This window comes from Cohnella hashimotonis (assembly GCF_030014955.1).
GTDB lineage: Bacteria > Bacillota > Bacilli > Paenibacillales > Paenibacillaceae > Cohnella > Cohnella hashimotonis.
Window position 1 is genome coordinate 6,661,570 of sequence record NZ_JAGRPV010000001.1, and the last position, 26,311, is coordinate 6,687,880.

The window sequence follows — 26,311 nt, forward strand, 5'->3', positions numbered from 1 at the left end:
TTGCTTAGTGACGCTTAGTGCACGATCGGACGGCAGGATTCCCGCCGGATGAGCTTGGAACTGGACATATAGCGAATCGCCGTTCCCTCGGCGCCCTCGATATGACCGATCACGTAATCCGTCAGACTGCTCATCATCTCGCCGAAGTCGATCGCCACAGTCGTCAGGGCCGGCTTGTATCTTGCGCTCAGCGCGTGGTCGTCAAAGCCGATGACGGACATGTCCGCAGGCACCGACAGGCCCGCCTCCTGAAAAGCGCGGATCGCGCCGAACGCCACGCTGTCGTTGGCCATGATCATGGCCGTAGGCAGCTGCTTTTCTTCATCCAGCAGCTTGCGGACCGCCTGGTAGCCTGCCTCTTCATGAAAGGAACCCTGCCGCACCCAGGGCTCACGTATCTCCAAGCCATGCTTGCGCATGGCGGCCAGGAAGCCGTTGTACTTGTCGACGCCGGAAAAGCGGTTCATGTCGCCGTTCACGATACCGATGTCGCGATGCCCGAGCTCGCTGAGGTAGTCGACCGCCAGAATCATGCCGTGGGCATTGTCGAAGTTGGCGACGATCCGGTTTCCCTCGTTCTTGCCCGGCAAGTGCTGATCCACGATGCCGACCGCGAAGCCCTCCGCGATCAACTCCTCGATGAACGGCTCCTCGTTGGACGCGCCGATGAAGATGCCGCCGTCCACGCGCCGCTGATAGAAGGCGTCCTTGACGCCCCGCACGTTGTCCGCGTCGGACGTGTTGCGGATGATGTAAGTCAGCACGTAGTAGCCGCGCAAGGACGCATGCTCGACAACACTTGCGAGCAGCAGGTTCGTCAGCATGTCGCCGGATACGCGGCCGGCTTCGATGACGAACAGGCCGATCGTCTTCGTGCCCTTGCCCGCGAGCACCTGCGCGGACAGGTTTGGCACGTAATTGTACGCGTCGATGACCTCCATGACCTTCCTGCGCGTCTCGGGCGGCACGTTGGCGTAATTGTTGATGACGCGGCTGACCGTGCTCCGGGACACGCCGGCGAGCCTGGCGATCTCGACCGAATTGATCTCTGCTTTTTTCATGTATGCCCCCCCCCTTTAAGAATGCCATTCCGGGGTTGTGAACGCGCGTTCACAATGTAATTCTAACGAATTTAAGGTTCGCGGTCAATCCCCGGAATAGCATTGAGATATTGACATTATATATTGTCTTCATGTATTATAATATATTAGACAAGTGTTAACCCTCTGATTTTTCCTCTCTATTGGGGTCGAACCCCTCTGCGTTCCCCACATCATTCCTTTTTACCAAGGCTGCTGGAAGGACACGAATTCAAGACTGGCGCGGTCATTGGAGCCGCAAGAACGACTGAGAGGCAGGGCTTTCGTTGCTTTCGTGCATGTGATTTTCAGGAAGAATTGCGCGGTTTCGCTTGTATGGCAAATGCAATAGCATCGCATTAAAAATCAGACCCCCGCAGGTACCCTGCGGGGGTCGTCCAATTGGGCTGGAATCTGTCCGCGCGAACGCGGACAGACACGCATTAGCCGACGATCATATGCATTTCGGCGCCGGCTTCCCCTTCGGGCAGCGGATTCTTCGGCTTGGAGAGAAGCACGCCGAGCACCAGACCGACGACGGCCACGCCGGTCAGCACGAGGAACGTGAAGCCGAACGCATCCGAGTACGTATGCAGGTCCGGCGCCTGCAGCTGCTTGTCGGTCATAATGTCCTTCATTCGCGATGCGGACAGCGTCGTGAGACCGGCTACCGCGAACGACATCATGACTTGCTGCGCGGCGTTCGTGAGCGAGGTCACGCGGCCGACGAGATTTTGCGGAGCGGATTGAATCAGGTACGTGTTGAGCGGCATCATGAACAGTCCCATCCCGGCGCCGAGCAAGGCCAGCGGCAGGATAATCGAACTCACGCCGGCGTCTGCGGAGATGCCGGACAGCAGGAAGGCGGAAGCCGTCGTGACGATCATCCCGGCGAGTACGAGCGGGCGGGCGCCGAACTTGTCGCTCAGCTTGCCGCCGATCGGCATCATGATCGCGGAGGCGAGCGCCTGGGGAATCATGATCAAGCCGGTCTCGAACGCCGTGTAGCCCTTCGCCTGCTGCAGGAACAGCGGGACGAGGAACATCGTGCCGAACAAGGCGATTTGCGATACCCACTGAACGATAATGCCGCGGGTGAACGTGCTGGAGCGGAAGACGCGCAGCTCGAGCAGCGGATCGCGGCGCCTCAGCTCGACGATGATGAACAGGATGAGCGCTACGACACCGATCCCGATGCCGGTCAGCGTCGTAGCCGCCGTCCAGTTGTTGCCCGTAGCGACCGTCTTGCCCCCTTCGGATACGCCGTAGACGAGCGCGGCGAACGCGATCGGCGCCAGAATGATGCCGAGCATATCGAGCGAAGCGACGGACTGGCGGTCCATCTTCGGCAGCGTGCGAATGCCGAGCAGGATGCCGATGACGCCGATCGGCAGGTTTAGCAGGAAAATCCATTCCCAGCTCGCGTAGTCGACGAGCCAGCCGGCGATGACCGGGCCGAGCGCAGGCGCGAGCAGGATCGGGATGCCGAGCATGCCCATGACTTGACCGACCTTGCCCGGAGGCGACAGTCTGTAGATGAAGGCCATGGCGATCGGGCTAACGACGCCCCCGCCCAGACCTTGAAGGATGCGGAAAGCGATGAGCATCTCGACCGAATTGGACAGCGCGCACAGGATCGATCCGATCGTGAACAGGCCGATCGCGATCAGGAATACCCGCTTGGCGCCGAAGCGATCCGACAGCCAACCCGCGAGCGGGATGACGGCAGCCTGGGCCAGCGCGTAGCCCGTAACCGTCCATTGTACGAGAGACAGGCTGTTCTGATTGAACTCGACCATCAGCTGGGGCAGGGCGACGTTAACGGCCGTCCCGTCCAGTATGACCATGAATATGCCGACGATGATGGCGATCAGCGGCGCGAATACATCCTTGATGGATGTCGGCTGACCTGGCGATGCAGCATTGGCTTGCATTTTAGCGCTCCACTCTCCCTTTGAATTGCCGTTCGCCCCCGCGCCTCTTTTCGACCCATCGCGCCGTTGACCGCCGAGAGGCTTCAACGTTACAATAGATTCACTTAAAGCTGTAAAGGACGACGGCTTCACCAAGCGGACAATTGTCCGCTTTTAAATGCCATGTTACCGGACAATTGTCCGTTTGTCAACGCGAAGTTCTACTCATTTTGGAAGGAGCGTCCCTCGATGATCAAGCCACGCAAGCGCAGCGACGCCGCCGAGAATTGCCGCCTGATCCTGCAGGCCGCGAAGAAGCTGTTCGCGGAGCAGGGCGTTCAGACGGTCAGCATGCATCAGATCGCCAAAACGGCCGGCGTCGGTCAAGGCACGCTCTACCGCTGTTACGCCCACAAGGGCGACCTGTGCGCCGCGATCGCCGAGCAAGTCGGCATGGAAAAGATAAAGGAGCTGGAGACTTTTCTGCTGACGAACAAGCATCTGCCTGCCGGCGAGCGGATCGGCGGCGTGCTCCATTACATTATTCAGTTTATCGACGAAAAATTTCAGCTTCTGCTGCCGATTCATACGGTCCATGACTGCGAGGACGAGTCCGCTTACTTCCGCTCGCCGATGTACCGGCTGGTCTGGGATAAGCTGACCGGCCTGTATGCCGAGCTGGAGCCCGACTATGACGGGAGCGGGTCCGCCGTGCAGGCGGACCATGCGAGCGGTGCGACCGCGCAGACGGGAGACGCAAGCGCCGCTGACGCGCAGGTGGGTCGGGCGGGCGCCGCCCCCATGCAGGATGGTCAGGCGAGCGCCACATCTGCGCCGGCGAGCCAGGAGACACGCGCCGCCGCATGGGAGCGCGCCACAGCCAAAGCGCATATTCTGCTCAGCTCCCTGCATCCTGCGGGAATCATCCACATGCGCGAAGGCATGGGGCTGACCCGTGAGCAGATCACGCGTTATTACTGCGAGCTGTTCGCGAGGTAGCGCAATTAGCGGATTCTGAGTCCGGATGTGCCAACCACCATGGCAAGACGTCCCCCGACTCCGGCTCCACCTTTCCCGGCTGCAATCTATCGCTGTCATACAAAAAAGCTGCAACCCCATCGCAGGATGGGAGCTGCAGCTTTTTTCTTTTCATCAGGAGCTATAATAAGTGCTCTTCGCAGCTTGCTTGGTCTCGCGCTTCGCCACCGATACATCTCCGGCGAACCAGCGCTCGGCCAGCACGACTACCGGCAGCACCAGCTCGACGAGCGTGATTGCGGCGATCAGGTCGAGCACCACGTGCTGCTTGATGAACTGCGTCGACAGGATGATCAGCCCCGAGCCGATGCCGACCAGCGTCAGGCTGCGTCGAGTCTTGAAGGTGCTGCTGGCGAGGATGCGGAAGACCATATAGCTGGAGAAGCAATGGATGCTCGGAAAGCAGTTAAACGGTTGATCACGGTTATAAATGTAGGCCACCAGCCGCGTGAACGGGTCGCTGCCGCTCAGCTGCGGCCGAGGCACGGTCGTCTGAAAAACGCTGTAAATCAAATAGCAAAGGAGCGCGCACAACGTATACGTGATAACGCCCCGGTAAAACGTCCGCACGTCCTTGACGAAAAAGTAAAGCAGGCACACGTAGATAAACACGATCCACACCGAATACGGCAGCGCAAACCACTTGATAAAAGGAACGGCGCGGTCCAGCGGAGTCACGAGATTCCACACGCGGCCGTCCACCCGATTCACTGCCGCATACATCAACCCGAGCACCGGAAATACCAGCATCGCAAGCAGCGGCGCGAACCTTTTGGCGTACGCCTTTATATTTGTATTCATGATCGACCCCTCCTCCGTTCCGCTACTTGCGTTCCGGCAGGGAACGCACGTATCCGTCGGACATGCTGAGCAGCTTCATCGCGTTGTCATAGTTCGTGCGGCTGTTGCCGCCCGGCGTCTCTCCGCCGTCCTTGAAGCCGAGCGTGCGCCCGTCCTCGAAGCCCGTGCCGGAGATGAACATGCCGCTGTCGTCAATAAAGGAGCCCGTCGGCAAATAATAGCGTTCGGGCAGCATGTTGCCGGTTGAATTGAGCAAATCTTGGCCAAAATGAAGATGATCGGACATCGACAGCCCCGCCAGATTCGCGACCGTCGGGAAAATATCGGATTGTCCGCCAAGCGTGCCGATCGTGCGATGTTCGGCAGCGCCAGCCGGCAGCTTGATCAGCAGCGGGATATTGAGCATGTCGGTCAGCTCGTAATCGCGGCCGAGCATCTCCTTCATGAGCTTCTTCTCGCCGGACGTGAGCGAGTAGATGGGCAGACCCTGATGGTCGCCGTACAGCACGACCGTCGTGTCGTCCCACAACCCGCGCGCCTTCAGGTCGGAGATCAGCTCGCCGAGCGCGAAGTCCGCATAGTTCTGGGCGCGGATGTAATCGCCGACGAGCGTGCCTTTGAAGCGCTCCGGAAGCTCCATCTTGTACTTGCGCGACGGAATCTTGTACGGATGGTGGCCGGACATGGAGATCAACTGCGCGTAGAACGGCTTGCCGCTCGCCGCCATCTCGGCCAGCTTAGCCGTAGACTTGGCGTACAGCACTTCGTCCGAGGCGCCGAACATGACGGTGTCCTCGTCGCCGAACAGCTTTTTATCGTAATACGTCTGCCAGCCGAGCGCCGGATACAACGCGGTGCGGTTCCAGAACACGGCGTCGTTCGTATGGAACGTCGCGGTATCGTATCCGTTCGCGCCGAACAAGCGCGGCATGCCGGGCAGTTCTTTGTCTGCGTACTCCTGCGAAGCCGCTCCGTGGCTCGGCACGAACATCGACGTGTTCACCACGAACTCTGCGTCAGCCGTATTCCCCTGTCCGACCTGCTGATAGAAGCGGTCGAAGTAGAGGCTCTCGCCGACCAGCGCATTCAGATTCGGCGTGATGATCTGGCCGTCGACGGATTTGCCGACGAGAAAGTTCTGCAGCGCCTCCATCTGGACGACGAGCACGTTTTTGCCGCTTGCCTTGCCCCAATAAAGCGGCGTGCCGGACGGCGGCACGTAGCCCTTAAGCTGGTCGATCTGCGCCTGCGTGATGCCCGAGACGTCGACTTGCTCGTCTTTGGAGGGCGCGAACGCGGCATAGACCTCGTAATTGATGATGCCCATCTTTTCCGCCTGCACAACCTCGTTCATGCTATGCCGGTATGGCCAGACGGTGAAGATGCACGCAGCCAGCGACAGCACGCCGATGACGGAGAGCACGCTGCGCCGCTCGCGGATCTTGAGTCCGCGCCCCCAGGCGCGGAACGCCTTGCTCACGCACAGCAGGAGCAGCAGAACGACGAAATCGGTGTAGATGAGCAAGAAGTAAGGATGCAGCAGCGAGAAGACGCTCCCCTTGACCTCCGTGACCTGGTTCACCTGCTGAAGCGCATGGTAGGTGACGATGACGCCGAAATATTTATAATACATAATCACGGCAAAATAGACCGATGTCAGCACGCCGTTCGCGGTCAGATACAAGCCGAGCTTGCGCCTTGGCGCGAGCAGCTCGATCAGGCAGAAAACGACCCATACGGACGGCAAGCCCGTCGCGAGCGGCAGCCACAGCCGCCAGCCCTCGAAGATGACGTACCCGGCCAGGTACATTTTCAGAATCATCAAGAGGGAAAACAACACAAACGGCTTCGTAAGCCAAAACCGCACCCGCTGCCATGCCATCATAAACGCAAGACCGTCCCTTTATTTAATATACACCGCATGCCAAAAATGCCGACTAAATGTAAACTGCACGTAAAAGCCGACCCAAATCAACTTCATCATTATAGTCCTTTGCAGCCTTCAAATAAAGCGATGCATGCAATTGCCAGCCGCCGCCGGAATCGGGCCTGCCGCACGCTTCGCGCGTGGAAAAAATAAGCTATAATGTGGACATAACGAAAGGATGTGTGCGAACGTGGCCATTCGATATACAAGACCTTACGACGAGATTCTGGATGAGCTCTCCCAGGCGCTGGCGACCATTCCGGACTGCTACGATACGTTCGAGATGGAAGCGCAGGAGTGGGCGGACCTGACCCAGGCGGAAAAGGACGTGTGCATCCGCACGCTGGCCGACGACCTTTTCTACGTATTAGGCGCGGAGAAGACGGCGAGCGCGGGCTCCGGCAGCGTCGAGTACGACAAGGCGCATCATGTGATCAAGGTCGTGTCGACGCCGCAGCTCGTTCATATCGTCGGCCTCAGGGAGCAGGCTTGACGCTGCTTTCAGGCTGAACTGACGCTGTCCGGCCGCACGCAAAGAGCCCTCCGCCGATTACGGATTACGGCGCGGGGGCTCTTTGCGTTGGATAAAGCTTAAGAACGATTCCGATTACATCACTCTCGCCCCGATCATGCCGTTGCCGCACAGCATGCCTTCCTCCCAGCGCGCCGTAGGCCTGGTCAACGCATATCCGTCCCGATTCGTGAACGATGCTCCTTCGGTTAACGATCGATAAGGCAGATTTTTAGTAGAGCTGATTATAAATAACGTTGATTTTTAATAAGGTCGATTTTTGATAAGGCTGACTTTTCATACGCTTGACCGTTAATGCGGCTGACCACTCACGAAGAGAATCGCCGCTTTGATAAGCCACGTCTCATATGCCTTTTTGTAAAAGCGCTTTCTTGTCAGTATAACATGCAAACGGGAAGGAGCGCCGTCTAAAAGCGTTTGTGCCTGTGGTATAATGAAATATTACCATTCGCGCGCGCTGCCGCGGGGAAGGAAGCTTAAGCATGATTTATCATCCGTCCCTCCAGCAGATCAAGCTGCTGTGCGGGCAAACCGCGTACGAGCGCGGCATGAAGCTGGATAAAGCGGGCAAGGCGATGGCGGCCGACGAGCAGAAGGACGAACGCCGGTACGATGCGTACGTATGGGGCGCCGAGGGACGCCGCACCGTGCGCATCGACCTGGGCGATTCCGGCATCGTCGACGCAAGGTGCGATTGCTCGGCCGCGCATTCGCAATATTACTGCGAGCATATCGCCGCCACGCTGATCCATCTCCACGAAGAGCGGGCGCCCGAGCCGGAGGAGCGTCCTTTTCCCGCGATGCCCGCGGCCAAGCGGGAGGCGCTGATCCCGACCCGCGACCTGCTTTTCACAAAGGGGTTGATCTCGCTGTTCGACGGTCCCGCCGGGGCGGCCGAAGCGAACGAGGATAACGGGACCGAGGCCGGGGAGATCGTCCCGCTCGACGTCGAGTTCATCTGCAAGGCCGTGACCGAGAACACCCGCTCTCCGCTGCTTGCCATCGAGATGAAGGTCGGACCCAGGCGCCTGTACGTCGTGCCCAAGCTCAAGGAGTTCCTCGAACGGATCGAGCTCGGGCAATCATGCGTGTTCGCCAAGCATTTCGTCTACGATCCCGCCGTTCACGTCTTCAAGCCCGAGGACCGCGAGATCGTCGACAAGCTCATCGTCGTTGCGCGTAGCGAGGCCGCCTACCGCGACGCCTTCCGCGCGGCGCCCGGCGGCACGGCCTTCGCGATGGACCGGCTGCTCATCCTGCCTCCGCTAGCCTGGGAGGACCTGCTGCCGCTGTTCGCGCGCGCCAACGTCCGATTCGAGTACGGCATGCGGACCGCCGACGTCGTCACCGTGACCGAGGAGCCGCTGCCCCTCGTCTTCGAGCTGGACAGCGCCGAGGACCTCGAAGGCTACCGGCTGGACATCCGGGGTCTGGAGAAGCTCGTCATCCTCGAAAACTACGGCTGCGTGCTGGCTGAGGGAACGCTCCACCGCACGGGCGATGCGACGATACGGCGGCTGGAGGAGCTCAAGCGAATGTTCGCCTACAAGCCGGCCAAGCAAGCGTTGATCGCGCCCGCCCAGATGGAGTCCTTCCTGGACCGCGTCGTCCCTTCGCTCAAGCGGATCGGGCGCGTCGACATCGCGCAGCCGATCGCGGACCGCATCGTCAGCCCGCCGCTCGCGGCGCGGCTCGATCTCGACTGGCTGAACGGCAGGCTGCTCGCCCGGCTCACTTACCGGTACGGCGACAAGGAGATCAACGCCCTGCAGGCGGACAGTCCGCTGCGGCGCGACGCCATCGACAATGACGCGATTCTCGTGCGCGACGTCGACACCGAGCATCGGATCATGGCCTTGATCGAGCGCGCTTCGTTCAAATATAACGGCAGTGAGCTGTATCTGGAGGAGGAGGACCTCATCTACCGGTTCCAGTACCGGCTGCTGCCCGAGCTCGAGCGGCTCGTCGAGGTGAGCGCGACGGCGCCGCTGCGGCGGCTCATCCAGGACCTGCCCCCTGCGCCGCGCATGACGATCGACTACGACGCGCATGCTTCCTGGCTGGAGGTGCGCTTCGACGTCGAGGGCATCGACGACGACGAGATCCGCGACATCCTGCGCAATCTGGTCGAAAAGAAGCCTTATTACCGCCTGTCCGGCGGCGGCCTGCTCTCGCTAGAGGACGCAAGCTATGCCGAGATCTCCCGGCTCATGGACGAAATGGGCATTCGCAAGTCCGAGATCAAGGGCGCGCGGCTCGATCTGGCGGCCGTGCGCGGCCTGCCGCTCATGGACGCGGACGTTCGCGGCGGCAGCGTCAGGCTCACGCGGGCGCTGCGCGAGCTGCTCGACAATATGCGCAATCCGGACAGTCTCGATTTCCCGATTCCGGACAGCTTGACGGCAACGCTGCGCGACTATCAAAAGTTCGGCTACCAGTGGATGCGCACGCTCGCGCACTACCGGTTCGGCGGCGTGCTCGCGGACGACATGGGCCTTGGCAAGACGCTTCAGGGGATCGCCTTCATCGCATCCGTCGTAGAGGAGATCCGTGCCTCCGGACGTCCCGCGCTGATCGTATCGCCGGCTTCACTTATCTTTAACTGGAAGCACGAGCTCTCCCGCTTCGCGCCCGGGCTCCGGGTCCGGATGGCGGCCGGCGACAAGCAGGAACGCTTGGGCACCCTCTCCGGCATGGAGGACGCCGACGTCGTGATCACCTCCTACCCGCTGCTGCGCCGCGACATGGAGCTGTACGGGGAGCTGAAGTTCTACTGTCTCTTCCTTGACGAAGCGCAGGCAATCAAGAACCACGCGACCCAGACCGCGCAGGCTGTAGGCCGCATTCAGGCGGGCATTCGCTTCGCGCTGACCGGCACGCCGATCGAGAATTCGCTCGACGAGCTGTGGTCGCTATACGACGCCGTTTTCCCCGACCTGTTCGGCAGCCGGCGCGAATTCGCCTCGCTCTCCCGCGAGCTCGTGGCGAAGCGCGTGCGTCCCTTCCTGCTGCGCCGGATGAAGCGCGACGTGCTCAAGGAGCTGCCGGACAAGATCGAGACGCTGCAGCATTCGGAGCTGACCGACGACCAGAAAAAGCTGTACGTCGCGTACCTCTCCAAGCTGCAAACCGAGACGCTGCAGCAGCTCGAGCACGAAGGCTTCCAGAAAAGCCGCATGCGCATTCTGGCCGGGCTCACGCGGCTTCGGCAGCTTTGCTGCCATCCCGCGCTGTTCGTCGAAGGCTATGACGGCAGCTCCGGCAAGCTCGACCAGCTGCTCGAGATCGTCGGGGACGCGCTGGACGCGGGCAAGCGAATCCTGCTGTTTTCACAGTTCACCTCCATGCTCGCCATCATCCGCGAGGAGCTGTCGCTTCGGAGCCTGCCCTGCTTCTATCTGGACGGCCAGACGCCGGCGGCAGAGCGCGTTGAATTGTGCCGCAGGTTTAACGAGGGCGAGAACGACATCTTCCTGATCTCGCTGCGCGCGGGCGGCACGGGCCTGAACCTGACCGGCGCAGACACGGTCATCCTGTACGACCTGTGGTGGAATCCCGCGGTCGAGCAGCAGGCGGCGGACCGGGCGCACCGGATCGGGCAAAAAAACGTCGTGCAGGTGATCAAGCTCGTCGCGGAAGGGACCATCGAGGAAAAGATGGTCGAGCTGCAGCAGCGCAAACGCGACCTCATCGCGGAGGTCATCCAGCCGGGCGAAGAGAGCCTCTCCGCCATGACCGAAGACGAGATTCGCGAGCTGCTGAACATTTAATCCAATATTTGTTGTCTCATATTGATTGCAAATCAAAACTTCGGGGTATAAAATTCATGAAATATTCGCCACTAACACTGGCGTAGTACATATCATCCTACTAAGGAGTGATTTTTCATGAAACAGCCCATGAAGAAGACCGCCGCGCTGCTGCTCGGCGCCGCCATCGCATTGTCCGCCACAGGCGCCGCCGCTTACGCGGAGGATACTGCGCCGATGCCGTCGAAGCTGTGGTTCCAGGTCGGCAACTACAACATCGGCATCGACGACAGCGTGGAGAAGCTCGACACGACGCCTTACATCGAGAACGGCGTGACGTTCGTGCCGTTCGCGGTCATCGCCGGCAAGTCCGGCGCCCGCATCAACTACAACGGCAAGAAGACGATCTACATGAAAAAGAGCAACAACAAGGATACGTACACGTTCACGATCGGCTCCGACAAATACGTGTTCAACGGCGAAGAAAAAACGCTGAACGCCAAGCTGACCGTCAAAAACGGCCGCGTCGTCGTCCCGCTTCGCGATATCGGAACGCTGTTGGGCTGGAAGGTCGCATCGTACGATAACGAGAAGAAAATCGTGCAGATGACGATGTAAATCGTAAATCCAATGAAACAGGAATACCGTTAAAGACGGGCACCCCTGCGGGTGCCTGTTTGTCATGGGCGCGAACCGTCATAAGATTGCTCCTGGTTGATTAGTTCTAACGGAATGGACGCCGCTCATAGGCTCAAACAAGCATCTTGCGTTTATTATTTACGGTGAGGGAAAGCGGGTGTCTGCATGACGACCGAAACGACAAGGCAAGCGCTTCGTTTGCTCCTTGAAGAGACAATGCGGCAAGCCGCGCAAAAGCAGGAAGCCGCGATCGCCGGCTTCATTCGGGCAGCGGCACTGCATCTGCAACTCTCCACGTGCGCGATTGCCGACGACGTCCACGTCAGCGCCGGAACGCCCCCGAGCGCCAAGCCGCTCGCGGACGCGGCGGCCGGCGCGGCTCAGATCGCCGTAAAGCTAGACGAGCTGCAGCGTCTCGCATGGGACATCGCAAACAGGCTCAGCGCCTCACGACCGCCTTCCTCGCTACGCCAGCCTTCCGCAGCGAGCGAAGCGGCTTTTTCGAACGTTCGATTTTCAAGCCCGGAAAAAGCGTCTCCGGCCTGGTTCGCCTCGCAAGACAAAAGAAAAAAGCTCCGCATTTCCTCGCGATCGAATGGCGGGCCGTCAAAATAAAAAAGTCTCATCCCGCGAACCGAATTCGCTTGGGACGAGACTTCTTTAAAATATTATTTGGCTGCAGCTTCCTCTTCTACCGGAGCGACGTAAGCCTTCTTCGCCACGAACGCGCCCTTCGCGTTGATCAAGCCTTCCCAATCGCCCTTGATCGCATGCGCCAGTCCGTCCTTGAACGAATCCGCCTGATCGAACGTCGGCTCGATGACGACCGCGCCTTTTTTGTCGATATAGCCGTACTTGCCGTCCTGCTCGAACGCCGCCAGGCCTTCGCTGAAGTCGCCGACGTCGTCATAGTCCGTCTCGAAAACCGTCTTGCCGGTCTTGTCGATGAATTGAACGACGCCGTCCTTAACGACCGCGGCAAGTCCGTTGCTGAAGGAGTAGCCCTCCTCGTACTGCGCCGGGATCGCCCACTCGCCTTTCGCGTTCAGGTAGCCGAACACGCCGGTCGATTGCTCGACGCCGTCGGCTTCGGTGCTTACAAGCGTCGATACGAGCGCCAGGCCTTCCTTGAAGTCGGACACGGACTGATACTTCGCAGGAATGACCAGCTTGCCGGTCTTGTCGATAAAGCCGTAGTTGCCGTCGATCTGCACGGCCGCGAGACCGCCGCTGAAGTAGAAGGCGTCTTCGTACTGCGCGGGAATGACGAGCTTGCCCGTCGTGTCGATGTAGCCGAAGCTCTCGCCGCTGCGTACCGCCGCCAATCCTTCGGAGAAGTCGAACAGTTCGTCGTAAGCCGGGCTCAGCACGACTTTGCCGGACTTGTCGATGTAGTTCTGCGTGCCGTCCTTCGACGTTACGAGCGCCAGTCCGTCGGAGAAGTCGTACGCGCTGCTGTATTGCACCGGAATCGCGATCTTGCCGCCGCGATCCTCGTAGCCGAACGCGTCGCCCTGCTGCAGCAGCGACAGTCCGCCGCTGAACGCGCTCGCCGTGCCGTACGTCGCGCCGATGACGGACTCTCCGTAGACGTTGACGAACGAGGTGTAGCCTTCCTTGGTGAACGGATGCAGTCGCGTATTCACCTCATAGGCGCCGGCCGCAGCGTTCCACGAGAGCGAAGCGCCCAGCGATTCGGCAACGAAGCGCAGCGGCACGTATGGCACGCCTCCGATGAGGACGGGAGCCGCGACGATCGCGCTCTTTACGCCGTTCACCTTGGCGGTTTTCGATTCGGGCTGAAGAATGATCAGGCGGTTGCCTTTTTTGATCGAGATCGTGTTCGTCTTGGCATCGTACTTGCCGGCTGCGCCCAGCGCGGCAGAGACGCCTGCGAGCGGTCCGTACGTCGCGCCGTTTTTCGTGACGGGCGCCCAGAGGGATTGCTGGCTCGTGCCGTCCACCGACACATAAGGCTTCGCGGCAGGCGCCGCGTAGGCGCCCGGAGCTGCGGCGAAGGCGAGCGCTTGCGCGCCGATGGCGACGGCGAGCGCGGTTTTGGCGATACGTTGTTGGATGCTGCGGCTATGGAACATCTCGGTTACCCCTTCATATTGGAAGATGACTGCTGGTCGAGCGTGAACGCTGTCGCGCCGGCTTATTTTTTCAGATAGATCTGGTCGAACGTGCCGCCGTCTGCGAAGTGCGTCTTCTGCGCCTTATCCCAGCCGCCGAAGTCCTTGATCGTGACCAGGTTGAGCTTTGGAAATTGCTTCGAATACTCGAGCGCGACCTTCGGGTTGATCGGGCGATAGAAGTTGCGTGCCGCGACGCGCTGGCCTTCCTCCGTATACAGGTAGTCCAGGTAGGCGGTAGCGACTTGGCGCGTATCGTGCTTTTGCACGTTTTTCGTGACGACGGCTACGGTCGGCTCGGCGAGAATGCTGAGCGACGGCGTGACGATCTCGAACTTGTCGCCATACTCCTTTTTCGCGAGATAAGCTTCGTTCTCCCAGGCGAGCAGCACATCGCCGATGCCCTTCTCTACAAACGTCGTCGTGGAGCCGCGGGCGCCGGTATCGAGAACGGGAACGTGCGTGAAAAGCTCCTTGACGAACGCCTTGGCCTTGTCGTCGCTGTTGTTGTTATGCTTCAGCGCGTAGGCCCAGGCCGCCAGGTAATTCCAGCGAGCGCCGCCGGACGTCTTCGGATTCGGCGTGATGACCTTGACGTCGTTCTTCACGAGATCGTCCCAGTCCTTGATGCCCTTCGGATTCCCCTTGCGCACGAGGAAGACGATCGTCGACTTGTACGGCGCGCTGTTGTTGGCCAGACGGCTTTGCCAGCCTTTGCTGATCAGGCCCTTCTGTTCGATCGCCGTGACGTCGTACTCCAGCGCCAGCGTGACGACATCGGCTTCGAGGCCGTCGATGACGGAGCGGGCCTGCGCGCCGGAGCCGCCGTGGGATTGCTTGACGGTAACGGTCTGGCCGGTTTTCTTTTTCCAATACTTCGCGAATACCGCGTTGTAATCCACATACAGCTCCCGCGTCGGATCGTAGGATACGTTCAGCAGCGTGATGCTTTTCTTTTCGTTTTTCTTCGATACGACTGCGAACGCACTGGAAGTCGTCAGCGCGAACGCCAGAATTACGAACATGGCGATTTGCAAACTTCTCTTCATCTTTGCATTCTCCCTTTGTCCCCATTTGGTTGTTTTCGGAAAACAAAGAGGCCGCGATCCGCTTCTCCGCACGCAGAAGATGAGCGACGCGAATGTGCGTCCGTTCGTCCTCAGTACCCTTCGATCGGCCATACAGCGGCGTGAATGGCCTGCCTGGCACCGTATCGAAGGGCGCAGCCTGACGCCCGTTGGGCGCTGATGGTCTGCGGCGGAGAAATGCATATCGGGCCTCCGGTCGTCCGGTAGGTGAATCCATTTCTTGGATCGATCATACATCCCATTATTCCAACCTGTCAACTAGGTTTTATAAACTTTATTTTACATTTCTCTATTGACACTTTTCAGCTGAAATTGCTACAATCGCTCCGTTAAACCTATTTTTCCAATTGGAATTAACTTCAGGGCTTGAAGGGGCGTCATATCAATGATTAAAAGAAAAAGAAGACTTCCTGTTCTTTCGGCCGCAATGCTAATTACGTCCGCATTCGCCTTGTCCGCTTGCGCCTCCGGCGACGGCAAGCCGATGGACGCCGCTGCGGACGCATCGCCGACCGCCAGCTCGGACTACAGCAAGGCGCTTACGCTAAACGGCGTATCGCCGGACGGAACGGAGTCGCTGTTCGCCGCGTTAAACGATGCATTTTCCGCCGACTGGAAGGTTAAAACCGGGCAAGACGCCTCCGTCAAGCAGACGACGGGACCTTCCTCCGCAGAGAAGGACGCCGTAAACGGCGGCACGCTAAAGGCCGACTTCGCGGTGCTGGGCATCGGCACCGATATCGACGCGATCCAGGCAGCGGGCCTCGTCGAGGAGGGCTGGCAGCAGCGGTACGACTACAACAGCTCCCCCTTCTACACGACAGTGGCATTCGCCGTCCGCACCGGCAACCCGAAAGGCATCAAGACGTGGGACGACATCGCGGCACCGGGCTTGAAGCTCGTGGCTGCAAACCCGAAGACATATAGCGATGCCCGGTGGACCTACACAGGAGCGTGGGCTTATGCCTTCGATCAAGCGGGCGACGAGGAAGCTGCGAAATCGTTCGTAAAAAACGTGTACGTAAACGCCGGCGCGCTGGATACCGACGAAACGGCCGCACAGGCGCGTTTTCTCGGCGGAGAGGGCGATGTCTGGCTGACGACGGAGGCGCGGGCGCTTGCGCTGGCCGCCGGCGAGGCAAAGGGCAAGATCGACGTCGTCGTGCCGCCCGTGACGCTCGCCGTCGAGCCGATCGTGTCCGTTGTCGACAAAAACGCGACGGAAGCGGGCACGCGCGAAGCGGCCAACGGCTACGCGGACTTTCTGTTCACCGAGCCGGCGCAGCAGATCGCCGCGGAGCATTACTACCGCCCACGCTTCGCGTCCATCGCCGAGCAGTTCGCGTCGCAGTTCCCCGAGACGACCGTGCTCACGGTCGACGACAACCTCACGGGCTGGGAGGATCTTAATAGCGCCCAATTCGCCAGCGGCGGTCTGTTCGAGCAGCTGACCGGGAAGTGAGCGGGGGCTGGGGGCGGGATACATAAGAAATCATGTGGCGCGGCCGCGCCACGTGAATAACGCTCGCGCGACCACCTAACGCTTGCCCGCTCCCCCGCCGCTAACGTGGATACGTGATATTAGCGCAAATTTGCGCTATACGCTATTGCCGAACTCCTCCCGCTCCCCCACCGCTAACGTGAATACGCGATATTAGCGCAAAATTGCGCTATACGCTATCGCAGACCTCCGCCCGTTCCCCGGCCGCTGACGTGGATACGCGATATTAGCGCAAAATTGCGCTATACGCTATCACCGACCTCCGCACGATCCCCCGCCGTTAACGTGGATACGGGACAATAGCGCAAAATTGCGCTATACGCTATCACCGACCTCCGTCCGATCCCTCGCCATTAACGTGGATACGGGACAATAGCGCAAAATTGCGCTGGTCTTATACGCAGGACATGCTCCTCAGTTCAGGCTGGGCAAGTCTGATAGATGAAAAGCAAAGGAGCTGCCCCTCGGTCATTTTCTGACCATGGGACAGCTCCTATGTTCGTTGTATTGTGCGGTCTACTGGAGATGAGCGCATCGCCTGCCGTACAGCAGGCGATCGTCCTATTCGCGTGAGAACGAGCTATAGCCTTCGTTGCGGCAGACGCTTGGCTCTACGCCGCTGCGTTCCACGCCATCGAGGCCCCCGCCGTCTCCAAGCGATCAGGCCGGATTCACCTTCACAGCGGCCTGTTTGCCGCTGACTTGGATTCCCGTCTCGCGCGAGCCATGCTGCGCGAGCTCCTTCAGCATGCGCTCGATGAGTGCCTTGGCGCGCTCGCCTTCTTTGGCGCCTGCCAGCTTGACCGTGAGCTGCACGGCGTATCCCGAAGTCAGCAGCTTCTCGGCTTGACGAAGCTTGGTCTCGTAGTCGTGCTCCTCGATCTGCGCGGTTAGCCGCAGTTCCTTGGTCTTGACCGCGCCGCCCTGAATCCGCTCCGCCTTCTTTTCCTGCGCGGCCGACTGCTTGGCGGCGCCTCGGGCCGTCAGCTTGCACGGCGGCGGGCTGCTGAGCAGCGAAGTGCAAACGAGGTCCGCTTTCGCTTCTTTCGCCATCGCAAGCGCGGCATCCCGTCCGACGATGCCCAGATCCTCCCCCTGCAGTCCCGTCAGCGCAACCTCGGAGGCTTTTATTTTTTCGTTCATCAAAAGCATGCTGCCTGTCTCCCCTTTCACGCCTTAAAGATTCAGCACGCCATGCTGCGCAGCCGTGTGAAGATCGCGCCACACGCGATTGACCGCCTCCCGCTGCATCAGCGCGGTCATGCCCAGCTTCGGCCATATCTCATGCGCGGCTGCAACGGCCGAGCGGGCCACTTCGACACAAGCGTCGCCAACCCGCCGCACTTCTTCATCCGGCAGCACGCGCGTATCGGCAAACGTCCGCCAGGACGATTCGGTCTCTCCATTAAACCGGTCGGCAGCCGCCGCCAGCAGCCTTCTCCGACCCGCGATCGCATCGGACGCCCGTCCGTATCTGCCCGCATAAGCGCGGTCCCACTCGACTCGCTTCGCATCCGCAAGCGCGGCGGCTTCATCGAGGAAACGCCTCCCCAGCCCAAGAACGACCGCAGCAAACGAAACCTGCGCGAACGGCAAAAACGGATAGCGGTAGATCGGATCTTCGTACCTCGGCTCGGACACGATATCGAAGGTTCGCGCTTCCGGCACGAACGCGTCCGCGACACGAATCGTGTGGCTTTCCGTTGCCCGGAGCCCCATCGCGTTCCAGTCCCGTACGATTTCCACCTGCTCCGGCAAAAAGGCGAAAGATCGAATCTCCGGCGCTTGAGGAGCACCAGCACGAGTATCAGCACCAGCACCAGCTCCAGTATCAGAAGCAGTAGCTGCACCAGCGTCATTGTCTTCCGGACGCTCCGCATTCCCGTTCCGTTTCACGATACAATTTGCGGTATAAAAGCTGGCATACCCCGCCCCGCTACAATACTTCCAGCTGCCGCTCACCTGATAGCCGCCCGGCACCGCCTTTGCGACGCCTGTCGGATGGCCGCTGCCCGCTATAACCGCACGTCGGTCCGCGAACAGCGTTCCGGCCGTCTCCTCCGGCAGCGTCGCCGCGAAAAAGCCGCCGCCCGAACCGATCGTCACGAGCCAGCCGAAGCTGCCGTCGGCGTAGGCCGCTTGCTCGAATATACGCGCGGCTTCGGGCAGCGGGGTCATACGCCCGCCCAGCTCGTCCGGTACGAACAGCTTAAACAGCCGTTCCTCGTAAATGCGCTCCAGGATCTCCGGCGGCAACCGGCCGTCGCGCTCAATGACAGCCGCCACCTCCCCGACTTGCGCCAGCAGCGACTCCGTAATGCCCTTGCCCGCTTCCCCCATGATTGCGTGCCACCCCGATTCGTTGTTCCCTTTAAAGGCTTGTCTCTTTTCATGCTGCCCTTCTCCAACCAGTCCCGCCCATTCTCCATGCCGCGCCATATTCTGTCTTCCGCTTTTCCAGGTTAGCCGATATCCATGTCTTGCAGGTCTTGCTGGTCTTGCTGGTCTTGCTGGTCTTGCTGGTCTTGCTGGTCTTGCTGGTCTTGCTGATCTTGCTGGTCATCGCATTCACCCGCGATGATGCAAAATTCTTATACACGACCGCTCCGCCGCAGCTTCACGCCAAAGCTGTTCAATATCTCCCCTCAAGCCTTCCCTTTCGCCCTTCCCTCTCGTATGCGGACGCCGATCTCCCGGACGAGCTCGTTTACGTTCACCGGTTTGGACATATAGCCGTCCGCCCCAGCTTGCAGGCATTCGTCGCCGTCCTCCGCGAACGCCTTCGCCGTGAGGGCGATGATCGGCAGCTCCTTGCGACCCGGCATCGCCCGGATCCTGCTTATCGCTTCCAGGCCGCTCATGCCGGGCATCATGATGTCCATGAGCACGAGATCGATGGTCGCGTTGCCGGACAGCAGACCCAGCGCCTCGCCCCCGGAGGAGGCGGTCACGACGCCGAAGCCCTTTGCCGCGAGCGCGACCCGCAGCGAATAGACGTTGTGCTCGTCGTCGTCCACGAGCAGCAGATGATGCGCCGCAGGTACGCCGGATGACGTGCCGGACGCCGCAGGACGTCCCCCCTCCTGCAACTTAGGCGCCTGCAGACGGGATTCCTCCAGCGACGCGGCCTGTTCCATCGCGGCCGAATCCCGTCCCGGCGGCGCCAGCGTATCCGCGGCCGAGGTGACCAGCGCCGGCCATGGCAGGAGCAGCGTGAACCGGCTGCCGCGGCCCAGCTCGCTCTCGAGGCGGATATCGCCGCCCAGCAGCACCGCGAATTGCTTGGCGATGGACAAGCCGAGCCCGGTCCCGCCGTATGCGCGGCTGATCGAGCCGTCCGCCTGGAAGAAGGCGTCGAATATGGCCTCCTGCTTGTTCGCCGCGATCCCGATGCCGGTATCCTCGACCTCGAAGGCCAAGCCGCCTTCCGCCAGCAGTCCGCCTTCGTGTACGCGCGATACGGCAAAGCGCACATGGCCTTCTTGCGTGAACTTCAAGGCGTTGGACAACAGGTTGCTGACAATCTGCCTCAACCGCTGCTCGTCCGTATGTAAAAAATCGGGGACGTCCGGCTCGCTGCGCAGCGTGAACGACAGCCGCTTGCGTGCCGCAATCGGCCGGAACAGCTCATCCATCTGGCCCAGGAGCTCGCGCACGCTGAACACCGAACGGTCGAGCTCGAGCCGGCCCGCCTCGATTTTCGACAGATCCAGCACGTCGTTAATGAGGCCGAGCAGCTCCTTGCCGGAGTGATGGATGATGCGGGCGTAGCCCACTTCCTCTTCGCTGAGCCGGTCGTCGATGTTCTCCTCGAGCAGCTGCGCCAGCACAAGCACCGAATTGAGCGGCGTCCGCAGCTCGTGCGACATATTGGCGAGAAATTCGGATTTATAGCGGGATGCAGCCTGCACCTGGGCATACATCGTCTCCAGCTCCTGCTTCGCCTGCTCGAGCGAGCGCCCTTTTTCCTCCGAGATGCGGTATTGCTTTTCCAGACGTGCCGTGTAAATCTTCAGCTTGTGCGAGCGCTTGTCCTCCGACATAAATTCCCGCAGGATGAACATGAAGGCGAAGCTTAAGAAAAGGCTGATAAGAAAGGTGCCCGGCGCGATATCGACCAGATAGTGCCTGCGCGGGATGATGCCGAACAGCGCGATGAACAGTACATTGCCCATATTGACGGATATGATGATCGTGACCATCTTGCGAAGCTCCGGCCAGCGCCTGCGACGCGACAGCCAGAGGATAAAGAGGACGAGCGAGCTCATCGCGACGACGTTGAGGCAGCCGACAAGCGCCGCCTGATTTAACCCGAAGGACAATCGCGCAAGCCCGATACCTAGTCCGATCACCAGAATCGACAGCCGGTTCCGTACGAAAAGCGGTGCCACGATGACCGCCAAAAAGCGCATGTCGAACATGACCGTATCGGAAAAGTGGAACGCGAACCGAATCGTCGTCCAGCCGCACACGATCGCAAGCACGATAAACAACGTTTCTTTCCATGCCGGACTCCATTTATAGACGACATACTTATACAGCAAGCTGGCCAGGTAAAGGAGCGTCAGCATCGTGCTGACGTTGATAAAAAAGGTTCGTAGAAAAGCGCTGATATCGTTCATGGTGCACCGCCTCTTGGGGAGCTTGACTCCATTATAACAAATCGTTCCACCCTGTACGCGGTTGAACGGTTGTTCGGCGGATACGCTGCAATAATAGTTGCATGAAACCGTTAATAGACGCGACCGTCACGCGATCGCGCCTGCCTATACGCATATGGGACGAACAGTCGGAGCAACGGCGGCTCAGACGTCAACCTCCTCAAGCGAGCAAATTAATGCCTTCCAGCGCCAGCCCGATGAGAAACCCGCAGACGGCGCCGTTCACTCGAATCCACTGCAGATCGCCGCCGATCTTGTCCTCCATCATCTCGATCAAGGCGTCGTTGTCCAGCTTGTCGATATTCTCCTTGACGAGCTTGCCGATCTTCCAGTGATTGCGCTCGACGAAGCCTGTGATCCGCTCCTGCACCCAAGTCTGGAACAGCTCGATCACCTGCGGGTTGGCCCGGAGGCTGGCGAGCAGGCCGGAGATAGCCGGCAATACATAATCGTCGGTGAAACGCTGCTCGCGCACAAAGTCCAGCGCCTTGACGCGCAGCCCCTCCAGCCAGCCGAACAGCTGCCGCTCGATCGCCCCGCCTTCCGCCAGCCGCGCCTTCCAGCCTTCGAGCTCGGCCAATACGGAAGGCGACTCCGGCAGATTGCGAATGGCCCCCCGCAGCGTCTCAAGAAGCATCTCGCGCAGCGGATGGTCCTCTCTCTGCTGCATCTCCGCCAGCGTGCCGACGATCGCGTTCTGCAGCAGACCGCCGATCTTCTCTTCATCCATAAAGGAGATAAACGCGTTCACGGCAAAGCCCATCAGCCCGCCGACCTGCAGATTCTGCAGCGCAGCCGCGCCGATGACGCCGAGCTGACGCCGCGTCTCCTCGCGGGAGGCGAGGCCGCCCGCCTTATCGATCAGGAAGGCCAGCGCCTTTTCTTCATAGCCTCTCGCAAGCGCCTCGTCGCTGATCTTGCGCAGCAGGCCGGCCGTATCGAGCTCGCGCAGCTTCGATTCGAGCGCGCGGGCGAGCATCGGGACGATCCGGTCCATCGGCAGCCGCTCCAGCGCGAATTCGCTCACGCGAACGGCCACGGCGGCGGCGTCCTCGCGATGCGTCTCCAGCAGATCGAGCAGCCGCTCGCCGATCTTGAACTCTGCTGTCTTGGTGACGATGCTCTCCTTGGTGAGCAGCTCCGTCTCGATCGCCTGGATAAGCGAGCGGACGACTTTGTCCCTGTTGCGCGGCAGCAGCGCCGTATGCGGGATCGGAATCCCGAGCGGATGGCGGAACAGGGCGGTGACGGCGAACCAGTCGGCAAGTCCGCCGACGAGTCCCGCTTCGAAGCCGCCGTGGAGCAGCGCGCCGCCCCAGCCTCCGACCGGGAACGTGGCCAGGAATCCCGCTCCCATGATGCCAAGAGAGATGGCAGCCGTATGCTTAGCTTGTCCGGGCATGTTCGGTAGACTCCTTCGGCTTCAATATTCTATGTATATATGATACCCAAAAAGAGAACGGACGGGGAAGTACGGGTTTTTCCCGTCTTCTCCGTCCGTCGCGCGTGCTCGCGTCACTTGGATTCGGCGCCCGATACAGGACCGCCGTCCAGCGGCAGCCCGGGCAGCTGCTCGACGTAGCTGTCCGACATGTTCAGCAGGCGAAGCGCCGCGTTGTACTGCGCTTCCGTCGAGCCGTCCGCGCTAATGCTGTTATCCTTGACGTTGTAGTTGGTGCCGTCCTCGAAGCCGACGCCCGGCAGGAATACCGAGGTGTCGTTGACGAACGAGCCGGTCGGCAGGAAGTGCCGCATCGGCAGCAGGTTGCTCGTACGGTTCAAGAGATCCTCGCCAAAGTGGATCTGATCCTTGGCGGACACGCCCAGCAGGTTGGCGACCGTCGGCAGAACGTCGATCTGTCCGCCCGTCTGCTCGAACGTCTTGGGATATGTGACGCCCGGCGCGTGGACGATAAACGGAATGTTGAACATATCCGTATACCCGTACTCCCGGCCGAAAATGCCTTGCATCAGTCCCTTTTCCTTGTTGTCCAGCGAATACAGCGGCAGGCCCTGGTGGTCGCCGTAGAACACGATGACGCTGTCGTCCCACAGACCGCTGGACTTCAGCTCCTCAAGGAATTGACCCATCGCATAGTCCGCGTAGTTCTGAGCCAGAATGTAATTGCCGACAAGCGTGCCGTCGTACTCCTCAGGCAGCTTGATCTTGTCCTTGGCCTCGGGAATCTTGTACGGGTGATGCGCGCTCATCGAGATGACCATCGCGTAGAACGGCTTATCCTCGGCGTCCATCTTGGCGAGCTCCGGCACCGTCTTGGCATACAGCACTTCGTCGGAAGCGCCGAACGCGATATGGTCGTCGTCGCCGTAGAACGCTTGATCGTAATACTTGTCAAAGCCGATCGCCTTGTACAGCATCGAGCGATTCCAAAATTCTACGCTGTTCGTATGGAACGTCGCCGTGTTGTAGCCGTTGGCCGACATCAGCCGCGGCAGGCTCGGCAGCGCCTTATCCATATAGTCCGAAGACGTAGCGGCTTCGTGATGCGGCACATAGAGCGACGTGTTGACGACGAACTCGGCATCCGACGTCGTGCCCTGACCGACATTGGTATAGAAGTTGTTGAAGTAGAAGTCGCCAGCTGCCAGCTTGTTGATATTAGGCGTGATCTCTTGACCGTCGATCGTAAGACCGATCAAGAAGTTCTGGAAGGATTCCATCTGAACGACGATGAGGTTCTTGCCCTTGGCCGCCGCCCAGAGCGCCGGATTCGCGGGCTGCTCTCCGCCCTTGAGCGCGTCGATCGACGGTTGGTTGATCTCCTTCATGTCGATGACTTCCTCGTGCACCGTGCTGTCCGCAAAAATCGTATAAACCTCGTAATTGAGAATGCCCATGCCCTCTGCCTTCTTATTCTCGTTCATGCTGGCGTGATTGGGCCAGATGTTGAAGATGCAGAGCGCGGCGGATACGATAAACGTGGCAAGCAGCGCGGTGCGGTTCACCTTGCGCATGCCGATGTTCGTGAATCGGGCGATATACTTGGGCCGGAACATATAGAAGGCGAAAATGACGATATCGATAAAGATCAGCAGGTAGTACGGATCAAGCAGCGAGTAGGTGCTCTCTCCGACCTTCGTCACCTTGTCGGCCTGCTCGAGCGCATGATACGTAACGATGACGCCGTAGTATTTGTAATACATGAGAACGGCGAAGTAGAGCAATGTGATCGACAGGTTGGCGATCATGTAGTAAAGCAGCTTGCGCTTGGACGCGAACCACTCGATCAGACAGAAAACGATCAAAATGAACGGAATCTCGGTCAGCACCGTCATCCAGGACGGGCCGTCGTCGAAAATGACGAACCAAGCCAAGGCGCCCTTTAAGAGCAATATCATAGAAAACCACAGGATCGGCTTGGACTTCATTGCATTCCATAGTCGCATCTCGGCACTCTCCCTCTTGCAGCATAGCCGTATTTTCAGACAGTATCCATGCGCGCATCGTAGTGTATTTTTGTAATCGGTCTGTAAACAACGTTTTTAATTATGCCTCGAATGCGGCGGCATGTCAAAAGACATAAGCCGCGAAATAAGCTGAAAATCCGGCTTCTTGAGCGTTCTTCCCGGCCAAATCGAGCCGAAATGCCCCTATAGAATGGGAATAAATTGAAATGGCCCGAAATAAATAGGACCTTCCCCTTATCTCTACTTAACATTACCCGTTATTGCGCTTCCTTACCTTTAAACGAAGTACGGAGGGACATGGTTCCGTCTCGCTTCCTTAAATGTAGCTAAAATTGCCCCGTTAGACGAAAACGCACGCGAAAAGGCTCCACGGAAGGTTTCCCCTCCATGAAGCCCGATCTCGCAAACAACCTGTTTCTACTATGTTTCTACCATAATAATAGAAGCTTTATTTGCTCACGATATCTTTGACGGCCTTGTCGAATTTGTCGAACAGCTGATCCTTGTCGATGGAGCCGCCTTGATACTCCTGCATCGCCGCGCCCCAGCCCTGGATGACGCCGTCCGGGTACCGTCCCCAGTTCCAGCCGCCCGCTTCCTTCGCCTGCTCGGATACGGCCGCGCCGAGCTGGCCGATGTCCTCCTGCGTCGCGGGAATCGTGACGAGCGCAGGGATAAACTTGAACTCCTTGGTGATGTAGCTCTTGCCCGTATCGGAGGTGACCATCCACGCCAGGAATTTTTTCGCTTCTTCGGCGTTTTTGGACTTGCTGTTGACGATCCAGAAGTTGGCGGGACCGGTGTAGATATGCGCCTTGCCGCTGTCGTCGATCGGAATCGGCAGCATGCCCAGGTTCAGCTTGGCCACCTTGTCGATGTCGCCCTGGATCCAGTTGCCTTGCTGGATCATCGCGGCTTTGCCGCTGGCGAACGTGGCGACCTGGGTCGCGTAGTCGGTCGTCAGCTTATCCTTCTGGGAATACTTGAAGACGAGGTCGACGTAGTTGATCCACTTTTCGAACACGGCGTTTCCTTTAAAGGAGGCGGTGCCTTTCTTGTTGTCGTCGATGAACTGGATCGGGTCCGGCTGCTCGGAGAGTCCGACGTTAATCGTGTGATGGCCGATCGACCACCACTCGTTCGTCGTGGAAAACGGCGTGATGCCGGCGTCCTGCAGCTTCTTGGCCGCGGCCTCGAGTTGTGTCAGCGTCTTCGGCAGCTCGGTGATGCCTGCCTTGGCGAACAAGTCCTTGTTGTAGACGATGCCGTAACCTTCGATATTCATCGGCATGCCCAGCAGCTTGCCGTCAACGCGAGCCGGCGCAGCAGCGGAGTTCACGACATCCGTGGCCCAAGCTTCGCCCGACAGGTCCGTCGCCCGGTCGTAGTAGGGCTCAAGCGCCGCATAGCCCTCGGAGTTGAAAATTTCCGGTTCGGAGCCCGAAGCGATCTCCGCCTTGAGCAGCGCGTTGTAATCTTCGCCGCCTCCGTGCGTTTCCACGTCGACCTTGACGCCCGTCTCCTTCTCGTACTGCTCGGCCATTTTGTTCAGCGCGTCCGCTATCTCGACCTTGAACTGGAACACCTTGATCGTGACGTCCTTCTTCGGCGCATCCGAGGAAGGAGCGGCGGACGATGCCGGCGCAGACGATGCGGAGCTGGGCGCAGCCTCCGAAGATGCCGGAGATGCGTTGTTGTTGTTATTGCCGCAGCCTGCGGCGACCGTCAGGAGCGAGGCGATCAAAATGCCTGCGGAGATGCGTTTCATGTAATGACCTCCCATGTATTCAATGTTCTGGCTACAGGTCGAGTATAGTGG

Annotated in this window: 18 protein-coding genes; 6 read left to right on the forward strand and 12 right to left on the reverse strand. The window is 59.6% G+C overall.

The features are described from left to right. Positions 1 to 14: 14 nt before the first annotated feature. Both KB449_RS26555 and KB449_RS26560 read right to left on the reverse strand, forming a co-directional pair. The gene (locus KB449_RS26555; RefSeq protein WP_282911248.1) at positions 15 to 1,061 is read right to left on the reverse strand and encodes a LacI family DNA-binding transcriptional regulator; all 1,047 of its coding nucleotides are present in this window, start codon (positions 1,059 to 1,061) and stop codon (positions 15 to 17) included. A 461-nt stretch (positions 1,062 to 1,522) separates the two neighbouring features. Next, positions 1,523 to 3,013, reverse strand: coding sequence for a DHA2 family efflux MFS transporter permease subunit (locus KB449_RS26560; RefSeq protein WP_282911249.1), 1,491 nt, complete (start codon positions 3,011 to 3,013; stop codon positions 1,523 to 1,525). Positions 3,014 to 3,241: 228 nt separating this feature from the next. On the opposite strand from KB449_RS26560, the gene KB449_RS26565 reads away from it, so the two are divergent. After that, positions 3,242 to 3,991: a TetR/AcrR family transcriptional regulator gene (locus KB449_RS26565; RefSeq protein WP_282911250.1), complete on the forward strand. Its 750-nt coding sequence runs from the start codon at positions 3,242 to 3,244 to the stop codon at positions 3,989 to 3,991. A gap of 153 nt (positions 3,992 to 4,144) precedes the next feature. Here KB449_RS26565 and KB449_RS26570 read toward each other — a convergent pair whose 3' ends face one another. Both KB449_RS26570 and KB449_RS26575 read right to left on the reverse strand, forming a co-directional pair. Further along, entirely contained in the window at positions 4,145 to 4,831 is a 687-nt protein-coding gene (locus tag KB449_RS26570) for a phosphatase PAP2 family protein (RefSeq protein ID WP_282911251.1), read from the reverse strand. 22 nt (positions 4,832 to 4,853) lie between these two features. Next, positions 4,854 to 6,716 carry an LTA synthase family protein gene (locus KB449_RS26575; protein ID WP_282911252.1) on the reverse strand — a complete coding sequence of 621 codons (1,863 nt, stop codon included), beginning with the start codon at positions 6,714 to 6,716 and terminating at the stop codon, positions 4,854 to 4,856. 232 nt (positions 6,717 to 6,948) lie between these two features. On the opposite strand from KB449_RS26575, the gene KB449_RS26580 reads away from it, so the two are divergent. The 4 genes from KB449_RS26580 to KB449_RS26595 all read left to right on the forward strand — a co-directional run bounded on the left by KB449_RS26580 (position 6,949) and on the right by KB449_RS26595 (position 12,293). After that, the gene (locus KB449_RS26580) at positions 6,949 to 7,251 is read left to right on the forward strand and encodes a hypothetical protein (protein ID WP_282911253.1); all 303 of its coding nucleotides are present in this window, start codon (positions 6,949 to 6,951) and stop codon (positions 7,249 to 7,251) included. Positions 7,252 to 7,772: 521 nt separating this feature from the next. Next, positions 7,773 to 11,060, forward strand: a complete 3,288-nt coding sequence (locus KB449_RS26585) for a DEAD/DEAH box helicase (RefSeq protein WP_282911254.1) — start codon at positions 7,773 to 7,775, stop codon at positions 11,058 to 11,060. A gap of 117 nt (positions 11,061 to 11,177) precedes the next feature. Then, positions 11,178 to 11,657, forward strand: coding sequence for a copper amine oxidase N-terminal domain-containing protein (locus KB449_RS26590; protein WP_282911255.1), 480 nt, complete (start codon positions 11,178 to 11,180; stop codon positions 11,655 to 11,657). A 186-nt stretch (positions 11,658 to 11,843) separates the two neighbouring features. Then, the gene (locus KB449_RS26595) at positions 11,844 to 12,293 is read left to right on the forward strand and encodes a hypothetical protein (RefSeq protein WP_282911256.1); all 450 of its coding nucleotides are present in this window, start codon (positions 11,844 to 11,846) and stop codon (positions 12,291 to 12,293) included. 53 nt (positions 12,294 to 12,346) lie between these two features. Here KB449_RS26595 and KB449_RS26600 read toward each other — a convergent pair whose 3' ends face one another. Beyond that, entirely contained in the window at positions 12,347 to 13,774 is a 1,428-nt protein-coding gene (locus KB449_RS26600) for a WG repeat-containing protein (RefSeq protein WP_282911257.1), read from the reverse strand. 62 nt (positions 13,775 to 13,836) lie between these two features. Continuing rightward, the gene (locus KB449_RS26605) at positions 13,837 to 14,862 is read right to left on the reverse strand and encodes a sulfate ABC transporter substrate-binding protein (protein ID WP_434082525.1); all 1,026 of its coding nucleotides are present in this window, start codon (positions 14,860 to 14,862) and stop codon (positions 13,837 to 13,839) included. 424 nt (positions 14,863 to 15,286) lie between these two features. Here KB449_RS26605 and KB449_RS26610 point away from each other — a divergent pair, with 424 nt between their 5' ends. Then, positions 15,287 to 16,363, forward strand: a complete 1,077-nt coding sequence (locus KB449_RS26610; RefSeq protein ID WP_282911258.1) for a sulfate ABC transporter substrate-binding protein — start codon at positions 15,287 to 15,289, stop codon at positions 16,361 to 16,363. A gap of 699 nt (positions 16,364 to 17,062) precedes the next feature. Here the strand turns inward: KB449_RS26610 and infC are convergent. The 6 genes from infC to KB449_RS26640 all read right to left on the reverse strand — a co-directional run bounded on the left by infC (position 17,063) and on the right by KB449_RS26640 (position 26,260). Then, positions 17,063 to 17,554 carry a translation initiation factor IF-3 gene (infC, locus tag KB449_RS26615; RefSeq protein ID WP_282911259.1) on the reverse strand — a complete coding sequence of 164 codons (492 nt, stop codon included), beginning with the start codon at positions 17,552 to 17,554 and terminating at the stop codon, positions 17,063 to 17,065. A 24-nt stretch (positions 17,555 to 17,578) separates the two neighbouring features. Next, a complete protein-coding gene (locus tag KB449_RS26620; protein WP_282911260.1) occupies positions 17,579 to 18,841 on the reverse strand; it encodes an acyl-CoA dehydrogenase family protein in 1,263 nt (420 codons plus the stop codon). 206 nt (positions 18,842 to 19,047) lie between these two features. Beyond that, positions 19,048 to 21,024, reverse strand: a complete 1,977-nt coding sequence (locus tag KB449_RS26625) for an ATP-binding protein (RefSeq protein ID WP_282911261.1) — start codon at positions 21,022 to 21,024, stop codon at positions 19,048 to 19,050. Positions 21,025 to 21,223: 199 nt separating this feature from the next. Further along, positions 21,224 to 22,465, reverse strand: coding sequence for a DUF445 domain-containing protein (locus KB449_RS26630; RefSeq protein WP_282911262.1), 1,242 nt, complete (start codon positions 22,463 to 22,465; stop codon positions 21,224 to 21,226). A 113-nt stretch (positions 22,466 to 22,578) separates the two neighbouring features. Beyond that, a complete protein-coding gene (locus KB449_RS26635) occupies positions 22,579 to 24,471 on the reverse strand; it encodes an LTA synthase family protein (RefSeq protein ID WP_282911263.1) in 1,893 nt (630 codons plus the stop codon). 469 nt (positions 24,472 to 24,940) lie between these two features. Beyond that, complete coding sequence (locus tag KB449_RS26640) at positions 24,941 to 26,260, reverse strand: ABC transporter substrate-binding protein (RefSeq protein ID WP_282911264.1); 1,320 nt, start codon at positions 26,258 to 26,260, stop codon at positions 24,941 to 24,943. Positions 26,261 to 26,311 lie beyond the last annotated feature (51 nt).

Bases quoted from the DNA above. Each gene is read 5' to 3' on its own strand.
- KB449_RS26605 (WP_434082525.1), bottom strand. From the start codon at position 14,862: ATGAAGAGAAGTTTGCAAATCGCCATGTTCGTAATTCTGGCGTTCGCG.
- KB449_RS26610 (WP_282911258.1), top strand. From the start codon at position 15,287: ATGATTAAAAGAAAAAGAAGACTTCCTGTTCTTTCGGCCGCAATGCTA.
- KB449_RS26620 (WP_282911260.1), bottom strand. From the start codon at position 18,841: ATGGCGCGGCATGGAGAATGGGCGGGACTGGTTGGAGAAGGGCAGCAT.
- KB449_RS26640 (WP_282911264.1), bottom strand. From the start codon at position 26,260: ATGAAACGCATCTCCGCAGGCATTTTGATCGCCTCGCTCCTGACGGTC.
- KB449_RS26565 (WP_282911250.1), top strand. From the start codon at position 3,242: ATGATCAAGCCACGCAAGCGCAGCGACGCCGCCGAGAATTGCCGCCTG.
- KB449_RS26555 (WP_282911248.1), bottom strand. From the start codon at position 1,061: ATGAAAAAAGCAGAGATCAATTCGGTCGAGATCGCCAGGCTCGCCGGC.
- KB449_RS26585 (WP_282911254.1), top strand. From the start codon at position 7,773: ATGATTTATCATCCGTCCCTCCAGCAGATCAAGCTGCTGTGCGGGCAA.
- infC (WP_282911259.1), bottom strand. From the start codon at position 17,554: ATGCTTTTGATGAACGAAAAAATAAAAGCCTCCGAGGTTGCGCTGACG.
- KB449_RS26590 (WP_282911255.1), top strand. From the start codon at position 11,178: ATGAAACAGCCCATGAAGAAGACCGCCGCGCTGCTGCTCGGCGCCGCC.
- KB449_RS26630 (WP_282911262.1), bottom strand. From the start codon at position 22,465: ATGCCCGGACAAGCTAAGCATACGGCTGCCATCTCTCTTGGCATCATG.
- KB449_RS26600 (WP_282911257.1), bottom strand. From the start codon at position 13,774: ATGTTCCATAGCCGCAGCATCCAACAACGTATCGCCAAAACCGCGCTC.
- KB449_RS26625 (WP_282911261.1), bottom strand. From the start codon at position 21,024: ATGAACGATATCAGCGCTTTTCTACGAACCTTTTTTATCAACGTCAGC.
- KB449_RS26570 (WP_282911251.1), bottom strand. From the start codon at position 4,831: ATGAATACAAATATAAAGGCGTACGCCAAAAGGTTCGCGCCGCTGCTT.
- KB449_RS26575 (WP_282911252.1), bottom strand. From the start codon at position 6,716: ATGATGGCATGGCAGCGGGTGCGGTTTTGGCTTACGAAGCCGTTTGTG.
- KB449_RS26595 (WP_282911256.1), top strand. From the start codon at position 11,844: ATGACGACCGAAACGACAAGGCAAGCGCTTCGTTTGCTCCTTGAAGAG.
- KB449_RS26635 (WP_282911263.1), bottom strand. From the start codon at position 24,471: ATGCGACTATGGAATGCAATGAAGTCCAAGCCGATCCTGTGGTTTTCT.
- KB449_RS26560 (WP_282911249.1), bottom strand. From the start codon at position 3,013: ATGCAAGCCAATGCTGCATCGCCAGGTCAGCCGACATCCATCAAGGAT.